The organism is Bergeyella anatis (assembly GCF_036016955.1).
Taxonomy (GTDB): Bacteria; Bacteroidota; Bacteroidia; order Flavobacteriales; family Weeksellaceae; genus JAYWXI01.
Window position 1 is genome coordinate 1 of sequence record NZ_JAYWXI010000013.1, and the last position, 20,184, is coordinate 20,184.

Genomic DNA, 20,184 nt, shown 5'->3' on the forward strand with positions numbered 1-20,184 from the left:
AAAATAAACTCAATAATCGACCTCGTAAAAGACTTGGATACCTCACGCCAAACGAAAAATTTAAACAAATTATTAATCAGAATTCTGTTGCATTTGCAAGTTGAATTCAGCCATTAAAATTAATGAAATAGTTTTGCTTTCAATGTTTTGTAATTTCATTGGTGTTTTTTTAGAATTTAAAAATTGAGGTTTCTTATACTGTATTATGTCTGTTCTATAACGTTATTATTTCAGGTTTAATTAGCCTTTTAAATTGCTTCCATAAAACCGAGGAAAAGACAATTACTATAATGGTCATTAATGCATTATATTTTATTGAGTTTAAAAATATTACGGCTCCTAATAAAATCCCATATAGAAATGAAAATAAACAGGTAATTATTGTTCCCTTTTTTGTAATCGTTAGATTTCCTATTTTCATATTGTTTCTATTCTATTTTATTTTATATGATTTGGTTTCGGCATTACAGATGCAAGACAAATGTACAAAATTTTGAATTCGATTTTTTTATCAATTTTTCTTTTTTAATGGGTTAAGACTTGGTTCTGTGAAGGTGGTGTAATGTTAATGTTTTAATTTTAATTTGTTGGGTAGGAAAGGGCATAGGGTTGGGTTTCCCCGGTTTTAGGCAAACCAGACTTCGAAAAGGCTTCCGTGGCCGGTGTTTCGGTAAAGGATATAGCCGTTGTGGGCTTCCACGATGCTTTTGGTGAGGGTTAGGCCGATGCCGGAGCCGTGGGGGCGGGTGGTGAAAAACGGTAGGAAAATTTTATCGCGGATTTGTTCGTTGATGCCTTCTCCGGAATCCTCTATTTTCAGGATGATGCGGTGGTTTTGCTTTTTAGTTTCGATGAGGATGTGTTTGTCGGTTTGGGGCTGTTCCAAGGCGTGCATGGCGTTGGTTAACAGGTTTACCAAAACCCTTTCGATCATTTTCTCGTCGGCGTGGAGTTTGATTTCCTCAAGCAGGGTGGTGCATCGGATGTTTTGGCGTTTGAATTCGTTTTCAAAAATCTGCAAGACGTTTTCGATGGTTTTTTTGAGGTTAAAGAGCGTTTTTTTAGGTTTGGGCAGTTCGGCGACTTGGCGGTAGCTGTCGATAAAGTGGAGCAGTTGTTGGGATTTTGAATTGATGATGTTCAGGCTGTCTCTCATTTCTTCTTGGTTTTCTTTTCCGAAGTCGTCTTGGCTGGCGAGGTACTTTAGGTTTTCGAGCAGGCTGTTTACGGGGGTTAGGGTATTTAGCAGTTCGTGCGAAATCACTTTCATGAGGTTGTTCCAGGCCATTTTTTCTTTCCGGTCAATGATTTTTTGGACGGACTCCAAGGAGATGGTGCAAAAGGTTTGCTCCGGAGTTTCCAATCTCGAAACGCGGATGGAGTAGGATTGCTTTGAACTTTCACCGATTGAAATATGGATGAATTCCTGAGAATCGCGGTAACGGCTTTGTTCGATCAGGTCGAAAAACGCGGGGGCTTTTTCTTTATAGTAATCCCACCGGTTGTATTTTGGGATTTGCAGGATGTTTAGAAGGGCTTGGTTACAGAAAAAGACTTTCCATTGCGAAGAGGCCTGGGGCTTTTGCAGAATCAGGAAACCGATTTCCTGTTTGTTGAGGAGGTTTTCATAAAGCTGTTTGAAGGCGGTGAGCTGAGTGTGTTCGGCTTGGGTTTGGTAGTAGAGTTTTACGGCTTCGGTTTTTAGGGGGGTGGATGGGCTTTCGGTAGGGAAAAGCGAAAAGTCTTTTTTTCGGATTGCGGTAATGATTTTTTCGGTTTCTTCTCTTTTTCGGTTGAGGGTTGCCCAAAAGTAGAATAGAAGGAGAGCCCCTAAAATAATCGACAGCGAAGCGGTAATGTACTTTTCAGATTCGAGGAAGTGGTAGCCGGCAATCAGGGCGACTATTCCTGAAAAAAGAGACAGGAGTTCTGGTATGGGAGAGGTTTTCATCATAGTCCAAATTTTTCCATTCTTCGGTAGAGGGCAGCACGCGAGAGGCCTAAGGCCTCGGCGGCGAGGGAGATGTTGCCTTGGAATTTTTTTAAGGAATTGCGGATCATTCTTTCTTCCATTTCTTCGAGGTTGAGCGAGGTAGGAATAGAGGGTTCAATGGTCGGAGGGCTTAGGTTGAGTTGAAGGATGCCGTTTTCGGAGAGGATTACGGCGCGTTCGATGCTGTGTTCCAGTTCTCGGATGTTCCCGGGGAAGGCGTAGTGGTTTAAATCGTCTTTGTTTTCGAAGTGCAGAATCGCTTTGTCGTATTTCTGGCTGTATTTGTGTACGAAAAAATCGGTGAGGGGCATCAGGTCTTCCTTTCGTTCCCGAAGCGGGGGGATTTCGATTTCCACGGTATTGATGCGGTAAAAGAGGTCTTCCCGGAAGGTTCCTTCTGCGACTTGTTTTTTGAGGTTGGCATTGGTGGCGAAAATAAAACGCAAATCCAAAAAGCGTTCTTTGCTTTCACCGATTCGGACTAATTTTTTGGTTTGGATGAGGGTTAAAATTTTTTGTTGGAGTGGGAGGGAGAGGTTTCCGATTTCATCTAAGAAGACGGTTCCGCCGTTGGCATTTTCTATTTTTCCGGGTTTATCGGTTTTGGCATCGGTGAAGGCTCCTTTGGCATAGCCGAAGAGTTCGGCTTCAAAGAGGTTTTCAGACAATGTTCCGAGGTCGATGTGGACAAACGGTTCGTTTTTTCGGTGGGACTTTTGGTGGAGGTATTCGGCCATGACGAATTTTCCGGTTCCGTTTTCCCCGAGCAGTAGAATATTGGCGTCGGTGGGGGCGACTTTGGTTAGGGTGTCCATCACTTGCCTCATTTTCGGCGATTGGGTTTCCAGCTTATAGCTGGTGGAAGGGTGCTGAAGGTTTTGCCATTGTTCCAGTTTTTTGTTTTTGCGGGAGAGATCCACCGCGAGATTGACCGAGGCGTAAAGTTTTTCGTTGTTCCATGGTTTCAGCACAAAATCTGTGGCTCCGTTTTTCAGGGCTTGCACGGCCAGTTCGACTTCGCCGTATGCGGTCATTAGGATGACGGGGATGTTGGGGTTGATTTCGCGGATTTCGTGGAGCCAGTAGAGGCCTTCTTTACCGTCTTCAAATCCCCGTCGGAAATTCATGTCCAGCAGAATGACGTCCACTTCGTGTTCGGTCATGGTTTGAAAGATTTTTTTGGGGGAGGAGAGCGTAAGGACGTTCGTAAAGAATTTTTTGAGCCATACTTTGGCTGAAAAAAGGATGTCTTCGTCGTCGTCGGCAATCAAAAGGGTGGCTTCTTTCTTTCTCATAGCTTTTGGGGTGTTCGTTTTCGCACATGGAGTGTTCGATAATGAACATTTTTTTCAGGAGTGATTTTTAAGATGATTTAAAACTCAAGCGGTTACGAAAGTGTTTTTTTTATGGCATGGCCTTAGTGTAACTATTTGAAAATAAATCATCTGTAATGGACACGAAAATAGAAAAAAAACATTCTAAAATCAAAATCATTTTAATTGCGGCTGGCGTTATGATTTTTTCGACTTTGTTTCTTTCGTATTTTTTTCGGCAAAAAAGCACGTATAATGTAAATCGAGAAGAACTTCAGTTGGCTGACGTTACTTTCGGGACTTTTGAGGACGTGATACTCATCACGGCGCAAACCCAATCCTTAAATTCTTCGCTGGTGAATGTTTTGGAGGGCGGTGCCGTTAAGGCCATTTATGCGGAAGACGGTCAGATGGTAACCCAGGGGCAGCCTTTGGCGAGGGTTTACAATCCGAATACGGAATTCGGTTATTTGAATCAGGAAACGGGAATCATGCAGCAGATTTCCCAAATGCGGAATGCTCTTTTGGAACTGAAAAATCAAGAATTCCATCAGAATAAAGAATGGCTTCAGGCGCAGAACGATTATAATGTGGCTTTGCAGAGTTTCAATTTGCAAAAACGGCTTTACGAGGCGGAAATCGGCAGGAAGACGGACTATGATATGGCTCTTCAAAACCTGAATTACCAACAGCAGCGGAAACAGATTACCGAGCAGGGCTTGGTGAGCGAGAAAAAGGCCCGAAGCCAACAAATTTCGGCGATTAACCATTCCATTTCCCAGATGCAAAAAAGTTTGGAGGTGCTGAAAGGCAACCAAAATAATTTCCTGATTTTGGCACTGGTTTCGGGACGGCTTTCGTCTTTCGGTATTGCGATGGGGCAGAACCTCACTAGTGGGGAGAGTATTGGCAAGATTGACCTGATGGATGGGTACAAGTTGGTCGCAAAGGTGGACGAGTACTATATCAATAAACTGCAAGTAGGGCTTAAAGGTACGTTGGACAGTAACGGTACGTCTTATGCCATTACTGTGTCCAAGATTCTTCCAGAGGTTAAGGACGGTCGTTTTTCTGCCGAATTGGGATTTACGGGGGCTAAGCCCTCCGATTTGAAGATAGGGATGAGTTTTGGCGTGAAGATAAAGCTTTCGCAGGATACGCAGAGTTTGATGATTCCCAAGGGAAATTTCTATAACACTACGGGCGGAAGATGGGTGTTTGTGTTGCGAGAGGGCAAGGCCGTAAAAAGGAATATCCGGTTGAATCGCGAAAATCAGAGGTATTACGAAGTGGTTTCGGGGCTTCATCCTAAGGAAAAGGTCATTGTGTCGGGGTACGAGGATTTTAAAAATTACGAAGAACTTATTATTAAAGACTAAAAAAACGAGCTTGGGGCTCTTCGTTTTCGGAGACTGCATTTTAAAAGGGATGGCGAGGCTCCAATGTTCCATACTATTAATCTAATCGTTCAAAATTGTTTAAATATGAAAATAATTACGCTAAGTATGCTATCGCTGACTTTGCTTTCGTCTTGCATTGTCATTCACACCCAAGGCAGGGCTGTTGATGAAACACGTTTCAAAAAGGGAGCGGCCAAGGAGACCGATTATTCTGGTCGGCGCATGGAGTCCCGCGAATTTTCTGTGAGTGGCTTTTCGGAAATCAGTGTGTCTTCGGGGATGAGGTTCTACGTGAAAAAAGGCGATCGGCAGAGGGTGGTGGTGAACACGAATGCGCCTGAGGTTATTAAGGTTTCTTCGGAAGGAGGTTTGCTAAAGGTTCAATACAATTCAACGCAACCGATGAGAAAGGTTGAAACAGAGGTGGTGGTTTATACCGACAAGATCGATAAACTGAAAGTAGAAAGTGCCGGGAAAATGGTGATTGAAGAGGGGATTCGTTCGGATCAACTTTGGATTGATCTGAGCAGTTCGGGGGAGCTGTCCGGAAACGTATCGGCGCAAAACATCCGAATCAAGGCGAGTAGTGCTTCATCGGCGGCGTTGGCAATTCGGGCGGAACGCGTCGGGGTGGAGGCTTCTTCGCTGGCGAAGGTCAGGCTGTATGGGGAGGTCGAGGCGGTTCAGGCGGAAGCCACCAGTGCGGCGGAGGTTCACCTTGAAAACCTCAAATACAAAAATCTAAAGCAGGAGGTAACGTCTCTTGGAAAAATACAGACTAAGTAAATAACCCTAAAATAATAAAACGATGCTACAAACAGATAATCTATCGAAAGTTTACCGTACCGACGAAGTGCAAACCACAGCGTTGAATAAGGTTAGTCTTAAAATTAACGAGGGCGAATTTGTTGCCATCATGGGGCCTTCGGGCTGTGGGAAATCCACTTTGCTTAATATTCTTGGTCTTTTGGATCAGGCGTCTTCGGGGTCTTATCGGTTTTTGGATCAGGAGGTGGTAGGCACGACGGAGAAAACCAAAGCGGGGCTTCGTAAGCGGCATATCGGCTTTATTTTTCAGAATTTTAATTTGATTGATGAGCTTTCGGTGTTTGAAAATATTGAACTGCCTCTGATTTATAATGGGGTTTCTTCTTCCGAACGAAAGAAACGGGTGCAGGAAATCATGGCGAAAATTCAGATTGACCATCGCGGCAAACATTATCCTCAGCAGCTTTCGGGAGGGCAGCAACAGCGTGTGGCTGTGGCCCGGGCGTTGGTCACCCGTCCGCGGTTGATTCTTGCGGACGAGCCTACCGGTAATTTGGACAGCAGCAACGGGAACGAGGTGATGAATCTTTTGGCCGAATTACATCGGGAGGGTTCCACCATTGTTATGGTAACTCACTCGTCGTACGATGCGGGGTTTGCTTCGCGGATTATCAATATGAAAGACGGCGAAATTTTCAATGAGCAGACCGTTGATAGAACAAAAGATTACTTTGAAAAGGCATCGGCAGATTCTTTTTCTTGATGCTGCTTTCTCGGGGGAAGAATTTCCGAGGGAAAGACTCGGTTAAAAAAAATCAAAGGTTCAAAAAAAATACAAGATTATGTTTAGAAATTGGCTTAAAATAGCATTTGTTAATTATAAAAAAAACCGCCTTTCGACTTTTATCAATCTCTTTGGGCTTACGGTCGGGCTCACGGGTTTTATGCTTATTCTTTTGCATTGGAACGATGAAGCGGACTATGAACGGTGGAATCCCGGGAGGGAAAACATCTACTACCTTCAGCAGTATTATAAAACCGATAACTGGGTCGGCGGCAATACGTCCTACCAAATGGTCAAAAGCATTATCGAGGAATTGCCGGAGGTGGAAGATTATGTGATGTTTGCTTACGATAATTCGGAGGAGTTGATGGTGGCGGAGAACGGAAAAAGCCATTACGCCCGAGGGGGGCAGGCTACGTCTGAAAATTTCTTTGCTTTCTTTCCTTTTAAACTGAAGTACGGGCGTTACGATAAGGCCTTGAGCGATTACAACAAAATGGCGATCTCGGAGGAGCTTAGCCGTCAGCTTTTCGGGGATGCCAATCCGGTGGGGAAGCAGATCACTTATGGCGATCGGAAGTATATGGTCACTTCGGTGTATGAAATTCCGAAAGAGAATACTGTGGTGAAGCCTAATTTTCTTTTTCTTTCGCAAACCATGGCCGAGGATGTCGAAAACATCAAGGAAGGCTTTTTGAACTGGGGGAACTATTCTTACCAAGCTTTGCTGAAGCTAAAGCCGGGGGCAGATGTGGCCGGCGTGGAGCAGGCTATTTTTGATAAGGTGCTGGTGGGCAAACGCTATTCCAAGGAAGTGTTGCAGAAGGAGAATATCGTTTTGGAGGAAATGCTTACCCGATACGGGCCTAACAAGTTTTACCTTACCCGGTTGGATAAGATGAGGTTGGAAGCTAAATCGGAAGGGGGATTCAAAGAAAAAGGCGATTTCAAAACAATAAAAATTCTTTTCGGATTGGCGGTACTTATTTTGGTGCTGTCGGCCATTAATTTTATCAATCTTAAAATGGCTCAAGGTTCCCAACGGGCCAAAGAGGTGGGAGTGAAAAAGGCTATTGGCAGTCGGAAAAGTCAACTGGTGGGGCAGTTTGTGATGGAAACGGTTTTGCTCTGTGCGGTCGCTTACCTCTTGTCGTTGGCCTTGGTGGAGTTGCTTCTGCCTTCGTTCAATAAGTTTTTGGGGAAGTCGATGCGGTTGGATCATTTGAAAACGTTTGTTTATTCGGCGGCGATGACTTTTGGGGTGGCTTTGTTTTCGGGGCTGGTGCCGGCATTTTACCTTTCGAGTTTTAAACCGATTAATACGCTTAAAGGTAATTTTTCGCGCAGCAGTCATGGGGTATGGCTGAGAAACGGCATTCTTACGTTTCAATTGCTGATTTCCTCTTTTTTCCTCATTGCGGGGCTGATTATCCATCAGCAGGTGAATCATATGATGGCTAAGGACTTGGGGTTCAACGGCAATCAGACGATTATTATTTATTATAGCAATAAGGACAGTTCACACCGGAAATACGAGCGTTTGAAAAACGAAATCAAAAAAATAAACGGAGTGGAGGATGTAACCTTTGGAGAAGCTACGCCGACGACGGGAGGAAGCTCTTCCAATATGGATTGGCGGGATAAAAGCATTATGGCTCAGCATGGGGCGATGGACTACAATTTTTTCGATTTTTTCGATATGAAGATTGTTAAGGGGCGAAATCTTTCTCCTCAATACGCTTCCGATACGGTAAATACCGTATTGGTCAATGAGGCTTTTGTCCGGCAAATGGGGTGGACCAATGACGAGGCGCTGAAGAACGAAGTGAAACCGGGTTTTGATGAGAAAAATTATAAAATTGTGGGGGTGGTGAGGGACTATGATTTATGGGGCGTTAAGGATAAGACACCGGCTATTGCTTTTTTTCATTATTTGACAACAAAGTGGAAAAGACATAATATGTATTTTATGGAGGTAAAGCTTGGTGCGGACGACATCGAGGGGACGCTTGCGCGACTGAAAACGTTTTGGGAAACCAAGGGGGAACCGGGGTATCCGTTCAACTATGGTTTTGTCGATAAAACGTTTGCGAAGACTTTCGTGAAGTATCAGAAGCAGCAGACGCTCTTTGGGCTACTCAATGCGGTTGTTCTTACGGTAGCCATGTTGGGGTTGTTTGCGCTTTCCTCCTTGTTGATTGAACAGAAGCTGAAGGATGTAGCGGTTAAGAAGGCTTTGGGGGCTTCGGCGAAGATCATTGTGTTTGATTTGACCCGACGGTTTTTGCTCATGGCTTTGGCGGCGGTGCTTGTTAGTATTCCCATTAGCTATTATTTCATGAACGAGTGGCTGAAGGATTTTGCCTATCGTATTGAGATGCCTTGGTGGCCGTACGGGGTGAGTTTGGGCGTGATGCTTTTGCTTACGTTTGCGGTGGTGAGCTTTAAGGCGTATAGGGCAACGCGAGTGAATCTTGTCAAATACCTGAAGTACGAATGAGTCTGAATAATAATCCGCATACCTTTAGCATGAAGACGTTTTTTCAATCTTTTGTTTTTCTTTTTTCGGTGGGGGTTTGGGGGCAGCAGTGGACGTTAAGGCAGTCTTTGGACTATGCGTTAGCCCATCATCCAGCGATGGAACAGAGTCTTTTGGAAGTGCATGGGGCCGATCGCCGTGTGGCGATGGCTAAAGGGGAACTTTTGCCTGGGGTGAATGTGGGGTTGAATCGGAATTATAGTTTTGGTTCGACGATTGACCCTAACAGCAATTCCAGGAAGTCGTTGAATACGCAGTCCGATCAATTGAACGTTACGGTGCCGATGGTGCTTTTCGATTGGCGAAATTACCTGAATATTGGGTTGTCCCGATGGGATAAGGAAAGTTCGGAATACCGATTGAGGAGTGTTCAAAACGAAATTGTGCTCAATGTGATTCAGGCTTTTTTTCAATACCAGAGCGATAAGGCTTGGCTGGAGGTTATCAGTACGCAAATTGGTGGGGTGGAGGAGCAGATTGCAAGAATCGAGCAGGAGGTGGCCATTGGCACTCGGCCTAAAAGTGATGTTTACGACATAAAAGCCAATTTGGGAACGCTTCGCGAGCAGTGGATTTCGGCAAGAAACCAAAAGGAATTGGCGAAAAATAACCTGTTTTATTCGATTGGGCTGCAGGACGAGGCTGTTGATTTTGTTTTGGAAGATGAACTTCCGGAGAGCGAATTGCTGGATCGGGATGATTTTGTGGCGGATTTACTGGAGCGCAATCCGCTTTATCGCCGGGCGCTCAAGCAGTACCAAATTTCGGAAAAGAAGGTGGTGTTGGCTAAAGCCGATTTTCTGCCTCGCTTGTCGGCTGTTTACCAGTGGTCTACGTTTTATAGCAAGGTGTTGGGAGCATCGGTTTCGGATCCTTTTTCTTTGCAGTTCAAAACGAATCAGAACGATTGGGTGGCTTTGGGGCTGGAAATTCCGGTTTTCAACCGCTTTCAGACGAAGCATCGGGTTGGGTTGGCAAAACTGTCGCTCCAAAATGCGGCATTGGAAAAAGACAAAGTGGTTTTGGAGCTGACCAAAAATCTCAAAGCCATTGGGATTCAATTTGTCCATGCTCGGGAGAAGTATGCGGTATCGGAGGCGAATTTTGAAAACCAAAAGCAATCGTTTCAAAAATCGGAAGAGAAGTACAAGGAAGGGTTGCTGGATGCGTATACTTTTTTCATGGTGAGGAATGCTTGGCTGAATGCTAATTTTAATCGGATAAAAAGTCGTTACGATCTCATGTTGCAGAGTGAATTGCTGAAGATTTATACGGAGTAACGGTTTTGTTTGGTTGAAGATTTAGATTGGCCTCTTTTTTTTATTTTCTGATTTTGCCCGCTTTCTGTAGCTCGGAAAGTGGGCTTTTTTAGGAGGGGATTTGGGGCTTAAAACTACTTTTTTATGTTAAGGAGGAGGCTTTTATAAGCCTAATGTGTTTTGCTTTTTGGGGATTTTCAGAGAATCCTGCGTTTGAAGAGGTTGGTGGTTTAATATAGACTTCTGTCCTGTTTTGCGGTTTGATTGCAGTCGGAATATCTTTATTATCTTTGTGGAAGCCAATTGGGCGGATTTAATTTTAATTAATGTTTTTTTTAGGGATGGTTAAATTATTTTTTTGGAGAGGCTTAGGGCTGAATCGAGTTTTATTACTGTTGCTGGCTTGGGTTTTAACGGCTTGTGGTTCGGCGGCGGTAACCTCTAAAAAGACGTTACCGCCGGCTCGTCCGTCGGGAAAGGAAACGGGGCTTCGGGCTTTGGATTCTCGTTTTTCGGGAAAAGTGGACCGTTCGATCGAAAAGTTGTTGAAGGATGCCCAAACGTATTTGGGGGTGCCTTATAAATATGGCGGTTCTACTCGGTCGGGGTTTGATTGTTCGGGGTTTACTTGGACGGTGTTTGAGCAAAATGCGTACGTTTTACCCCGACGGTCGGCGGATCAGGCTGCGGTTGGAAAACGGGTGGCTATTGGAGAAACACGTCCCGGCGATTTGGTTTTTTTCGCTACTTCGGGAGGAGCGAGGGTTTCGCACGTGGGGATTGTGTATGACGTGGGGCGTGACGGGGAAGTGCGCTTTATTCATGCTTCCACGTCTAAGGGCGTAATTATATCGTCATTGAACGAAAGCTATTGGAACAAGGCGTATCTTCATACGCAGCGGTTGTTTTAGGCGCGGAGGGGATTTTGGGCGAAATAATCTTCCGTTTGTTTTTGGTCTTCTTTCAGTCTTTCGATTAGGGCTTCCAAGGTGTCGAATTTGATTTCTTCGTGCAGAAACGCCCGGAATTTTACCGTTAAGGTTTCGTCGTAGAGGTTGCCTTCAAAGTTAAGGAGGTGAACTTCGACGGTGGTCTTTTTTCCATTGACGGTGGGGTTGGTTCCGATGCTTAACATGCCTTTGTAGGAGTGTTCCCGCCATTGCACTTCCACGATGTAAGCGCCTTTTTTTGGGAGTAGTTTAACGGGATCGGTCTGCAGGTTAGCGGTGGGAAAACCTAAGGTCCGGCCTAATTTCTGGCCGTGGATGACGGTGCCGCTTATGGCGTAGGGATAGCCTAACATTTCGTTGGCACTGGCGATTTGACCGTTGGTTAGTGCGGTTCTTATTTTGGTGGAAGAGATATGGTCGTTGTGAAGGTTTACGGCATCCATGCGCTCCACTTCAAAACCGAATTTTGGAGCGAGGGTTTTCAGGAGTTCGAAGTTTCCGCTTTTGTTTTTGCCGAAGACGTGGTCGTGCCCGATGATGAGGTGTTTTACATTTAGTTTTCCGACCAAAATTTGCTCGACGAATTCTTCACCGGTGAGGTTTCGGAAGGCCTCGTTGAAGGGTTGGAGAAACAGGTAATCCAAGTTTTGCTTCAGAAGGTGTTGGGTTTTTTCGTCAATGGTGCTGAGCAGTTTGAGTTCGGTTTCGGGTTGAAGCACCAATCGAGGGTGTGGCCAAAAGGTCAGGATGGCGGATTTTAAATTTTTATTTTCGGCTATGTGGTTGATTTCGTTTAGGATGCACTGGTGGCCTTTGTGTACGCCGTCGAACATCCCCAAGGAGAGCACCAAGGGGTGAGCGGAGTGAAAACGGTCCGGATAATTGATGATTTGCAAGGCTGAAAATTTGGATGCAAAGATGATAAAAATCTTTTTTACGGACAATTGTACATTTGGCAATAATCCTTATATTTGCACAACGAAAAAATTTAGCAATGGCAAACCAAATTAAAGGAAAAATTTCTCAAATTATTGGTCCGGTAATTGACGTGGTTTTTACATCGGAGGCAGAGCTTCCTAAAATTCATGATGCACTGGAAGTAACAAAGGATAATGGTGATAAACTGGTTCTCGAGGTAGAACAGCACATCGGTGAGGATTCGGTAAGATGTATTGCGATGGATGCAACCGACGGGTTGCAGAGAGGCCACGAGGTGGTTGGCTTCGGGAGACAAATTACCATGCCTACTGGGGAAGGGGTTTACGGACGTCTTTTTAATGTGGTAGGAGGTGCGATTGACGGTCTTCCAGAACTTTCCAAGGAGGGCGGATTGCCAATTCACAGAGAAGCTCCGAAATTTGATCAGCTTTCGACTTCTGCCGAAGTATTGTACACGGGGATTAAAGTTATCGACCTTATTGAGCCTTACGCTAAAGGGGGTAAAATTGGTTTGTTCGGAGGTGCCGGTGTAGGTAAGACGGTACTTATTCAGGAGTTGATTAACAATATTGCCAAGGGCCACGGTGGTCTTTCGGTTTTTGCCGGGGTAGGAGAGAGAACAAGAGAAGGAAACGACCTTTTGAGAGAGATGTTGGAGTCCGGTATTATTAAATACGGAGAAGGTTTCATGCATTCGATGGAAGAAGGCGGATGGGATCTTTCCAAGGTGGATTTGGAATTGATGAAAGACTCCAAGTGTACTTTTGTTTTCGGTCAGATGAACGAGCCTCCTGGAGCGAGAGCAAGGGTAGCCCTTTCGGGACTGACTATTGCCGAGTATTTCCGTGATGGCGATGGAGCGGGGCAAGGAAGAGACGTTCTTTTCTTTGTGGATAACATTTTCCGATTCACCCAAGCGGGTTCGGAGGTATCGGCTCTATTGGGACGTATGCCTTCAGCGGTGGGGTATCAGCCGACGTTGGCTTCAGAGATGGGGGCAATGCAGGAGCGGATTACTTCCACTAAAAATGGATCCATTACTTCGGTTCAGGCGGTTTACGTTCCGGCGGACGACCTTACCGACCCTGCGCCAGCAACGACGTTTGCGCACTTGGATGCTACGACGGTACTTTCCAGAAAGATTGCTTCTTTGGGGATTTACCCTGCGGTAGATCCGTTGGATTCGACATCCAGAATTTTGGCTCCTGAAATTATTGGGGAGGAACACTACAACTGCGCCCAAAGAGTAAAAGAGATATTGCAAAGGTATAAAGCATTGCAAGATATCATTGCGATTCTTGGGATGGAAGAACTTTCTGAGGAAGATAAATTGGTGGTTTATCGTGCAAGAAAGGTTCAGCGTTTCCTTTCCCAGCCGTTCCACGTGGCGGAGCAGTTTACGGGGATTCCGGGAGCCTTGGTGGACATCAAGGATACCATCAAAGGCTTTAACATGATTATTGACGGAGAGCTTGATCACCTTCCGGAAGCGGCTTTCAACTTGAAAGGAACGATTGAGGAGGCTATTGAGGCCGGACAAAAAATGCTTGCTGAAAACGCTTAATTATAATGCTTTGAGCGTTGCTTGAAGCCCAAAGTTAAAACCTTATGAATATAAAAATTTTAACTCCGGAATTTGTGGTGTTTGAAGGGGAAGTGGATTCGGTATTACTTCCCGGAAAATCAGGCGAATTTCATATCATGAAAAACCACGCGGCAATTGTTTCTTCCCTGGGAGGCGGTAAAGTAAAGCTTTATACGAACGCCATTAAGGAAGAATATGCTAAATTTTTCAAGAGAGAAAACGAGAAAGATTCTGTTTTTTCTTATCCCATCAAGAGTGGCGTGGTGGAATTTAACAACGATAAAGGAATCATCCTGGCAGAGTAATTTTCTGCGTTAGGAAGAGAATATCCCTATAAAAATCCTTTCGGAAAATCTTTCGGAAGGATTTTGTTTTGGATGAAAAAGTGTAAATTTGCCGCTTGGGAAAGGTGCTTTGGAAGTCGGCGGCTTCTTAGGCTTAATAGGGAATCGAGTGAAAATCTCGAACTGTCCCCGCAACTGTAAATCTCAATTGTTATGCTTTTATCCATTCGGGCCACTCGGGAAACCGGGGAAGGCGGTAGAAGTGAGAAAGTCAGGAGACCTGCCTTGTCCTTTTTAGTGATGACCTTCGGGAAGAAAGGGCGGAGCCTTGTGGTAAACAGTATCGTTTAGAGGCATTTACCAGTTCTGTTTTCTTTTTTTTACTCAGGCGATTTATTCGTTTTGGGGGAGGTCTTTTTGGCTTTAGCTTGTTATTTTTTAATTGGTTTATATGAGAAAATTTTTACCGGTGACCTTGATGGCGGTGCAGTCGCTTTGTGCCCAAAATGTGATTTTTGAAGATGTTAATTTTAAAACGGCGCTTTTGGCGGCATACCCTTCGTATGATGTGAATAAGGATAAGGAAATATCCGAGGAGGAAGCGTTAATGTTTACTACGATTCGTAATCTTCGGTCTTACCCTGCGATTACTTCGGCAAAGGGGATAGAGGCTTTTAAAAATTTAACGGAGTTGAATTTGGGTAGGCATTCGCTAACTTCGATCGATGTATCGGAGAATACGAAGTTAAAAATACTTAATCTCAGGGATAATCGGTTGACCGGGGTGCTGGATTTATCCGGGCTTAACGAACTTTCCAATTTGGAATTGAACAATAACAATTTGACCGGGGTTGAACTACCGGCCTCAGGTACGATTGTGTTTTTGTACCTTAACAACAATCAGATTGAGTCCATAGATTTGTCCAAACAGAAGGCTGTAAAACGCTTTTTTATGGTGAAAAATAAGGTTTCTTCTCTTGATTTGTCGCCTATGACGGCTTTGGAGCGGTTGCACATTGAAGGGAATGCTTTAAGAGAGGTGGATCTTTCGGGGTTAGGGGCGCTTTCTTGGGTTTCGGTGGTCGACAATAAAATCGAAAAAATTACTTTCGGCGGCAATGAGGCTTTGAAGACCTTATTGGCGAATAAAAATAACCTTAAAACTTTGGATTTAAGGGATGCTAAACCCACGGTTTTCTCGGTGATTAACGTATCGGATAACCCGGATTTCACCGAGATTCTTTTGGATTGTGAGGATAAGGTTAATATGGTTTCTCCTTCGGGAACGAGGGTGACGAACGATTGCGCTTCGCTTTCGGTGCGGGAGGTAAGAGAGGTTTTGGGCTATGTCGGGCCGAATCCTGCGACGGATGAGTTGATTTTCAAAGGGTTTACTTCTTCCATTGAGATGGTGCAGATTTTTGATGCCCAAGGCCGACTGATTCAGGAGTCCCAATTGTCGGATGAGCCTCGTTTGAGATTGGAGCCTTCCGTTAGGAGCGGTTTGCTTTTGGTTCGAGTTAAAACGTCCCGTGGAGAACAAATTTTCAAAATAATGAAAAAATAAAACAATGCTTTCTTGTTTTAGGGAAGTGATGAGTATTAAAAAAACCTTGCAAATCGCAAGGTTTTTCTATTGGATGTCTTAATTTTATTGGATGATCCGATCCAATACCCATTGAATCATTTTCTTCTCTGAGGCATGGTGATCTGCTGCAAATTCGCCTCGTCTTCGGTTGGCGATGACGTTGTTTACTGTGAGGGCTTTGTGGCCCAAGAGTTTGGCAAGGCCGTAGATGGCCGAGGTTTCCATTTCAAAATTGCTTACGCCTAAATCGTTCAGGGTTTCCAAGAAGCGGGCATCCACTGCCTTGAGGCGCAGTTGTCTTCCTTGGGGCGCATAGAATCCGGGGAACGTAGCGGTGTTGCCGTGGTATTTGGCGTCCTTATAATAGTCGGCAATGGACTCGCTCCACTCGGCGAAATAGAGCATGGGTTTAATCCGTTCGTACGGGAATTTTGCCATGAAGTTCTTGGAAAATTCGTTTTCAAATTGATAATCGGAATAAAAGTGCATCAGACCGTCGAGCCCCACGACATTTTGGGTTACGAGCATTTGGTCGACCTCTACTTCGGGGTTTACCGATCCGCAAGTTCCGAGGCGGAAAAGCTCCAAAGCGGTATGCTCGGTTTTAAAGGTTTTATTTTTTAAATCGATATTGACAAGAGCGTCTAGTTCGTTCATTACGATATCGATGTTCTCGGTTCCGATACCGGTGGACATAACGGTAATGCGCTCGCCTCTTAGTACGCCGGTATGGGTATAAAACTCGCGTTTATTTTTTTTGATTTCAATTTTGTCGAAGTATTGCGATACTTTGGGAACGCGGTCGGGATCTCCGACCAAGATGATTTTTTCGGCAATGTCTTCGGGTAATAAATTGAGATGATAGACGCTTCCGTCTTCATTGAGAACCAGTTCGGAAGCTGCAAGGGTATTATTAGACATAAGAATTGTATTTTATTAATGTTTTTAGTGTTTTTTTAGAGCTTTAAGGGACGGGCGTCATCCGCCTACGCGTTTGGTTTTATATCCCATTTCGTGTAGAATTTCCATGATTTTAGTTCGGTTGTCGCCTTGGAAGATGAGGATGCCGTCTTTTTCGGAGCCGCCGATGGCCAAGGAGGTTTTAATTTTTTTTGCGATTTTTTTGAGTTCTTCTTCGCTGCCTTCGAAGCCTTCAATTAGGGTAACGGGCTTACCGTTTCTTCCTTTTTTTTCGTATTTGCATACCAGTGGGGCTTTTTGCTGGAAGGGCTCTTCGGGCATTTCAAAGTCCTGTTCCTGATGATCGGGAAAAAGGCTTTTCAGTTGGTCTCGTAAATCCATGATTCAAAGTTAAAAAATAAAAGGCAATAATGAATTATTTCATCTTCCTAATTCGGGGATAAGAAACAAAAATCAGTAAATTTGCGATAATAAAAACCGCTAAATAATGTCTAAGAAAGCAATATTGGCCATCCTAGATGGATGGGGATTAGGGACCGACCCGAAGGTTTCGGCAATTGATCAGGCGAATACGCCGTTTATGGATAGTTTGTATCAGAAATTTCCTCATACAACTTTGGAGGCGAGCGGTATGGCTGTGGGGCTTCCTGTCGGACAGATGGGGAATTCGGAAGTTGGGCACATGAATCTCGGAGCAGGGCGTGTGGTTTACCAAAACTTGGTGAAATTGAACATGGCTGTGGAGCGAGGAACTTTGGGTAAGGAGGAAAAAATAACAAATGCGTTTGAGTACGCCAAGAATAAAGCTAAAAAAATACATTTCATTGGGCTGGCTTCCGATGGCGGGGTGCATTCTCACCTTAACCATCTTAAAGGACTTTTGACGGCGGCTTTGGATAACGGCGTGAGCGATCGGACTTACGTGCATGCCTTCACGGACGGGCGGGATTGCGATCCGCATTCGGGGAAGGGGTTTATCGAGGATCTTCTTCGCCATATGGCGGTTTCGGGAGGACAGTTGGCGTCTGTGGTGGGGCGCTATTATGCGATGGATCGGGATAAACGCTGGGAGAGGGTCAAGTTGGCCTATGATGCGATGGTTCATGGCGAGGGCGTTAAAACTGAGGATGTTGTTTCGGCCGTTCAGGCGTCTTACGATGCAGGGGTGACGGATGAGTTTTTGAAGCCGATTATTCGGGTGGATGGTAGCGGAAACCCCGTGGCTACAATTGAGGAAGGCGACGTGGTGTTCTGTTTCAATTTCCGTACGGATCGCGGACGGGAGATTACGGAGGTTTTATCTCAAAAGGATTACCCTGAGTTTGGGATGCATAAGCTGCCGCTTTATTACCTTACCATGACTAATTACGATAAGGCTTTTGAGGGCGTTCGTGTGGTGTTTGACGAGGAGGTTTTGCAGCAAACGATGGGAGAGGTTTTGGAGAAAAACGGCAAATCTCAAATCCGGGTTGCGGAGACCGAGAAGTATCCCCATGTGACGTTTTTCTTTTCCGGAGGTCGAGAGGCTGAGTTTAACAATGAAAAACGGGTGCTTTGCCCGAGTCCGAAAGACGTACCGACGTACGATTTAAAACCCGAGATGTCGGCGTATGATATTACGGCGCGTATTTTACCCGAAATTGAAAACGAAACGGCTGATTTCATTTGTCTCAATTTTGCCAATACCGATATGGTGGGGCATACGGGCATTTTTTCGGCGGCAGTTAAGGCGGCTGAGACCGTGGACGAATGCATTAACCGTGTGGCTACGGCGGGTTACGAGCGGGGCTATGCGGTGTTTATTTTGGCGGATCACGGCAATTCCGATTACATGATTAACCCTGACGGTTCGCCTAATACCCAACATTCTACCAATTTGGTTCCTTTGATTCTTATGGATAAGGATAAGACATGGACGCTCAGACCTGGAAAACTGGGGGACGTGGCTCCGACTATCCTTAAGGTGATGGGGGTTCCGGTTCCCGAAATCATGACGGGAGAAATTTTGGTGGATTAAAGCCCGATTTTTTGAAATTTGAAAAACCGTCTCGTTTTTGGGGCGGTTTTTTATTTGTCGGCGATTGTGGAAATTCAATCTTTTTATCTCTTTTTGGGTTTAAATTATTATGCTTTGAATAATAATGGGTATATTAGCCTCGAATAAAACAAAGACAGGAGATGTACAACAAACTGGTAAGACTGGAAGTTATGAAAACGCTGGGTAAGGAGGTGGATGCGTTTATAAAGAATTATTTAACCCCTGTGGAGAAGATTTGGCAACCTTCTGATTTTCTTCCGGATACAACGTCTGAGGATTTTGGAAACGAACTGGAGGAACTGCAGCATTTCGCTCATTTTATGGATTACGATTTGTTTGTGACGTTGATTGGGGATTGCATTACGGAGGAGGCTTTGCCCAGCTATGAGAGTTGGATTATGGGCATTGACGGGGTGGATCAGGAGCAGGGAACGGGTTGGAGCAAGTGGGTGAGGCATTGGACGGCGGAAGAAAACCGCCATGGGGATTTGCTAAACAAATACCTTTATTTGTGTGGGCGAGTTAATATGCGGGAGATGGAGGTAACGACGCAGTATCTTATTCAGGATGGATTTGATTTGGGAACGTCTACGGATCCTTACCGCAATTTTGTTTATACCAGCTTTCAGGAAACGGCGACTAATATTTCTCATCGTAGGGTGGGGACGTTTGCGAAGCAAAGTGGAAACACCAAATTGGCTAAGATGTGTGGGGTTATTGCGGCGGACGAGGCGCGCCATGCCAAGGCCTATAAGTATTTTATCCATCGGATTTTTGAGATGGATCCATCGGAAATGATGTTGGCTTTTGAGGATATGATGCGCAAGAAAATTGTCATGCCGGCTCATTTGATGAGGGAAAGCGGGCAGAAAGCCGGGGCGTTGTGGGCTCATTTTTCGGATGCGGCTCAGCGTTGCATGGTTTATACGGCCCAGGATTATATTGATATTTTGAAGGGGTTGCTTGCCGATTGGAAGATTGAGCACATCGACGGGTTGAACGAGCAGGCTCAGAAGGCCCAGGAATTTTTGATGAAGCTTCCACAGCGTTTGCAACGGGTTACCGATCGTTTGGCTACTCCCGATCACGAGTATCGTTTTAAATGGGTTAAGAGCTAAAATCGACTGAACAAAAAAATCATAGCCAAAAGCTATGATTTTTTATGAATTTTATCGTCCTCGGTTGGTTAAAAGAATTTCCAAAATCCGGTTTCGTAAGTTTTGGAAAGTTCTTTCATGCAGGTCGTGGAGGTTATTTTTACCTTGACTAAGGTAATGGTTCGCTCTGCGGAATATTCAAACTGAGGTACTTTTTCCAAGGACGATTTTTGGGTTCCGTCGCTGTATACGGCGGTCCAACTGTACTTGTATTCGTTTTGGGTGTTGGAAGGGAAGAAAGATACGATGCCTTGGGCATATTTTACTTCCTTGTAACCGTTAATGTCGATGTCGCAATCCACTTTTCTAGGTTCTGGGGCGGAGGACGCGAATCCCGATGAGCCTACGTCGATGCTTTTGCTGCACTGCACCACGCCCTGAGCCGTTAGCATGGCCAAAGAAAGCACGGATCTTCCGGAGGATAGCGGGGTTATTTTGACGTTGTTTTTACGGAATTCACCTTCAATCTGGGCGGTGCCGCCAATCAGGGTCCATTGGTGGCAGTCGGGACATTGGGCATTGTTGTTTTCCACCTGATAGGTTTCGGATGCCCCTAGGCCGATGTTGCTTCTCCCCACGATATTGCATTGGGCGAATGCCCAAAAGGCGAACAAAACGGCTGATAACGATAATAACTTTTTCATAAATTACTGTTTACGAAAGGCA

Annotated in this window: 17 protein-coding genes, 1 pseudogene and 1 riboswitch; of the genes and pseudogenes, 12 read left to right on the forward strand and 6 right to left on the reverse strand. The window is 44.9% G+C overall.

Features of this window, described 5'->3' with window-relative positions; all coding sequences use genetic code 11:
- Window positions 1-104: pseudogene (locus tag VQ048_RS09570) on the forward strand (IS30 family transposase); the annotation flags it as partial.
- Between the two features lie 521 nt (window positions 105-625).
- Here VQ048_RS09570 and VQ048_RS09575 read toward each other — a convergent pair.
- Together VQ048_RS09575 and VQ048_RS09580 are read right to left on the reverse strand one after the other, a co-directional pair.
- The gene (locus VQ048_RS09575; protein ID WP_327611475.1) at window positions 626-1,954 is read right to left on the reverse strand and encodes a sensor histidine kinase; all 1,329 of its coding nucleotides are present in this window, start codon (window positions 1,952-1,954) and stop codon (window positions 626-628) included.
- The gene (locus VQ048_RS09580) at window positions 1,951-3,288 is read right to left on the reverse strand and encodes a sigma-54-dependent transcriptional regulator (RefSeq protein ID WP_327611476.1); all 1,338 of its coding nucleotides are present in this window, start codon (window positions 3,286-3,288) and stop codon (window positions 1,951-1,953) included. Before VQ048_RS09580 ends, VQ048_RS09575 begins: the two co-directional genes overlap by 4 nt.
- A 155-nt stretch (window positions 3,289-3,443) precedes the next feature.
- Between VQ048_RS09580 and VQ048_RS09585 the strand changes: the two genes are divergently transcribed.
- The 6 genes from VQ048_RS09585 to VQ048_RS09610 all read left to right on the forward strand — a co-directional run bounded on the left by VQ048_RS09585 (window position 3,444) and on the right by VQ048_RS09610 (window position 10,967).
- Entirely contained in the window at window positions 3,444-4,685 is a 1,242-nt protein-coding gene (locus VQ048_RS09585) for an efflux RND transporter periplasmic adaptor subunit (RefSeq protein WP_327611477.1), read from the forward strand.
- A gap of 105 nt (window positions 4,686-4,790) precedes the next feature.
- Window positions 4,791-5,492 (forward strand): GIN domain-containing protein, encoded by a 702-nt coding sequence (locus VQ048_RS09590; RefSeq protein ID WP_327611478.1) that lies wholly within the window; start codon window positions 4,791-4,793, stop codon window positions 5,490-5,492.
- 22 nt (window positions 5,493-5,514) lie between these two features.
- On the forward strand, window positions 5,515-6,237 hold the full coding sequence (locus VQ048_RS09595; RefSeq protein ID WP_327611479.1) for an ABC transporter ATP-binding protein: 723 nt from the start codon (window positions 5,515-5,517) through the stop codon (window positions 6,235-6,237).
- A gap of 79 nt (window positions 6,238-6,316) precedes the next feature.
- The gene (locus VQ048_RS09600) at window positions 6,317-8,758 is read left to right on the forward strand and encodes an ABC transporter permease (protein WP_327611480.1); all 2,442 of its coding nucleotides are present in this window, start codon (window positions 6,317-6,319) and stop codon (window positions 8,756-8,758) included.
- Window positions 8,755-10,077 (forward strand): TolC family protein, encoded by a 1,323-nt coding sequence (locus VQ048_RS09605; protein ID WP_327611481.1) that lies wholly within the window; start codon window positions 8,755-8,757, stop codon window positions 10,075-10,077. The genes VQ048_RS09600 and VQ048_RS09605 overlap by 4 nt, the downstream gene beginning before the upstream one ends.
- 320 nt (window positions 10,078-10,397) lie before the next feature.
- Window positions 10,398-10,967: a C40 family peptidase gene (locus VQ048_RS09610; RefSeq protein ID WP_327611482.1), complete on the forward strand. Its 570-nt coding sequence runs from the start codon at window positions 10,398-10,400 to the stop codon at window positions 10,965-10,967.
- On the opposite strand, the gene VQ048_RS09615 is transcribed toward VQ048_RS09610, so the two are convergent.
- On the reverse strand, window positions 10,964-11,902 hold the full coding sequence (locus tag VQ048_RS09615) for a bifunctional riboflavin kinase/FAD synthetase (RefSeq protein ID WP_327611483.1): 939 nt from the start codon (window positions 11,900-11,902) through the stop codon (window positions 10,964-10,966). The two genes, VQ048_RS09610 and VQ048_RS09615, sit on opposite strands and share 4 nt — an antisense overlap.
- A 98-nt stretch (window positions 11,903-12,000) precedes the next feature.
- Between VQ048_RS09615 and atpD the strand changes: the two genes are divergently transcribed.
- From atpD to VQ048_RS09630, 3 genes are all read left to right on the forward strand, one after another.
- Window positions 12,001-13,509, forward strand: a complete 1,509-nt coding sequence (gene atpD, locus VQ048_RS09620) for a F0F1 ATP synthase subunit beta (protein ID WP_327611484.1) — start codon at window positions 12,001-12,003, stop codon at window positions 13,507-13,509.
- 44 nt (window positions 13,510-13,553) lie between these two features.
- Window positions 13,554-13,835, forward strand: a complete 282-nt coding sequence (locus tag VQ048_RS09625) for a FoF1 ATP synthase subunit delta/epsilon (RefSeq protein WP_327611485.1) — start codon at window positions 13,554-13,556, stop codon at window positions 13,833-13,835.
- Window positions 13,836-13,920: 85 nt separating this feature from the next.
- A riboswitch (cobalamin riboswitch) is annotated at window positions 13,921-14,116 on the forward strand.
- Between the two features lie 149 nt (window positions 14,117-14,265).
- Entirely contained in the window at window positions 14,266-15,381 is a 1,116-nt protein-coding gene (locus VQ048_RS09630; RefSeq protein WP_327611486.1) for a T9SS type A sorting domain-containing protein, read from the forward strand.
- Between the two features lie 84 nt (window positions 15,382-15,465).
- Here the strand turns inward: VQ048_RS09630 and VQ048_RS09635 are convergent, their stop codons facing one another.
- Together VQ048_RS09635 and VQ048_RS09640 are read right to left on the reverse strand one after the other, a co-directional pair.
- Window positions 15,466-16,323, reverse strand: a complete 858-nt coding sequence (locus VQ048_RS09635; protein ID WP_327611487.1) for a nucleoside phosphorylase — start codon at window positions 16,321-16,323, stop codon at window positions 15,466-15,468.
- A gap of 57 nt (window positions 16,324-16,380) precedes the next feature.
- The gene (locus VQ048_RS09640) at window positions 16,381-16,704 is read right to left on the reverse strand and encodes a translation initiation factor (protein ID WP_327611488.1); all 324 of its coding nucleotides are present in this window, start codon (window positions 16,702-16,704) and stop codon (window positions 16,381-16,383) included.
- Window positions 16,705-16,810: 106 nt separating this feature from the next.
- Between VQ048_RS09640 and gpmI the strand changes: the two genes are divergently transcribed.
- Both gpmI and VQ048_RS09650 read left to right on the forward strand, forming a co-directional pair.
- Window positions 16,811-18,340: a 2,3-bisphosphoglycerate-independent phosphoglycerate mutase gene (gene gpmI / locus VQ048_RS09645; protein WP_327611489.1), complete on the forward strand. Its 1,530-nt coding sequence runs from the start codon at window positions 16,811-16,813 to the stop codon at window positions 18,338-18,340.
- A gap of 161 nt (window positions 18,341-18,501) precedes the next feature.
- On the forward strand, window positions 18,502-19,479 hold the full coding sequence (locus VQ048_RS09650; RefSeq protein WP_327611490.1) for an acyl-ACP desaturase: 978 nt from the start codon (window positions 18,502-18,504) through the stop codon (window positions 19,477-19,479).
- 68 nt (window positions 19,480-19,547) lie between these two features.
- Here VQ048_RS09650 and VQ048_RS09655 read toward each other — a convergent pair whose 3' ends face one another.
- Window positions 19,548-20,162: a hypothetical protein gene (locus VQ048_RS09655; RefSeq protein ID WP_327611491.1), complete on the reverse strand. Its 615-nt coding sequence runs from the start codon at window positions 20,160-20,162 to the stop codon at window positions 19,548-19,550.
- Window positions 20,163-20,184: the final 22 nt, after the last annotated feature.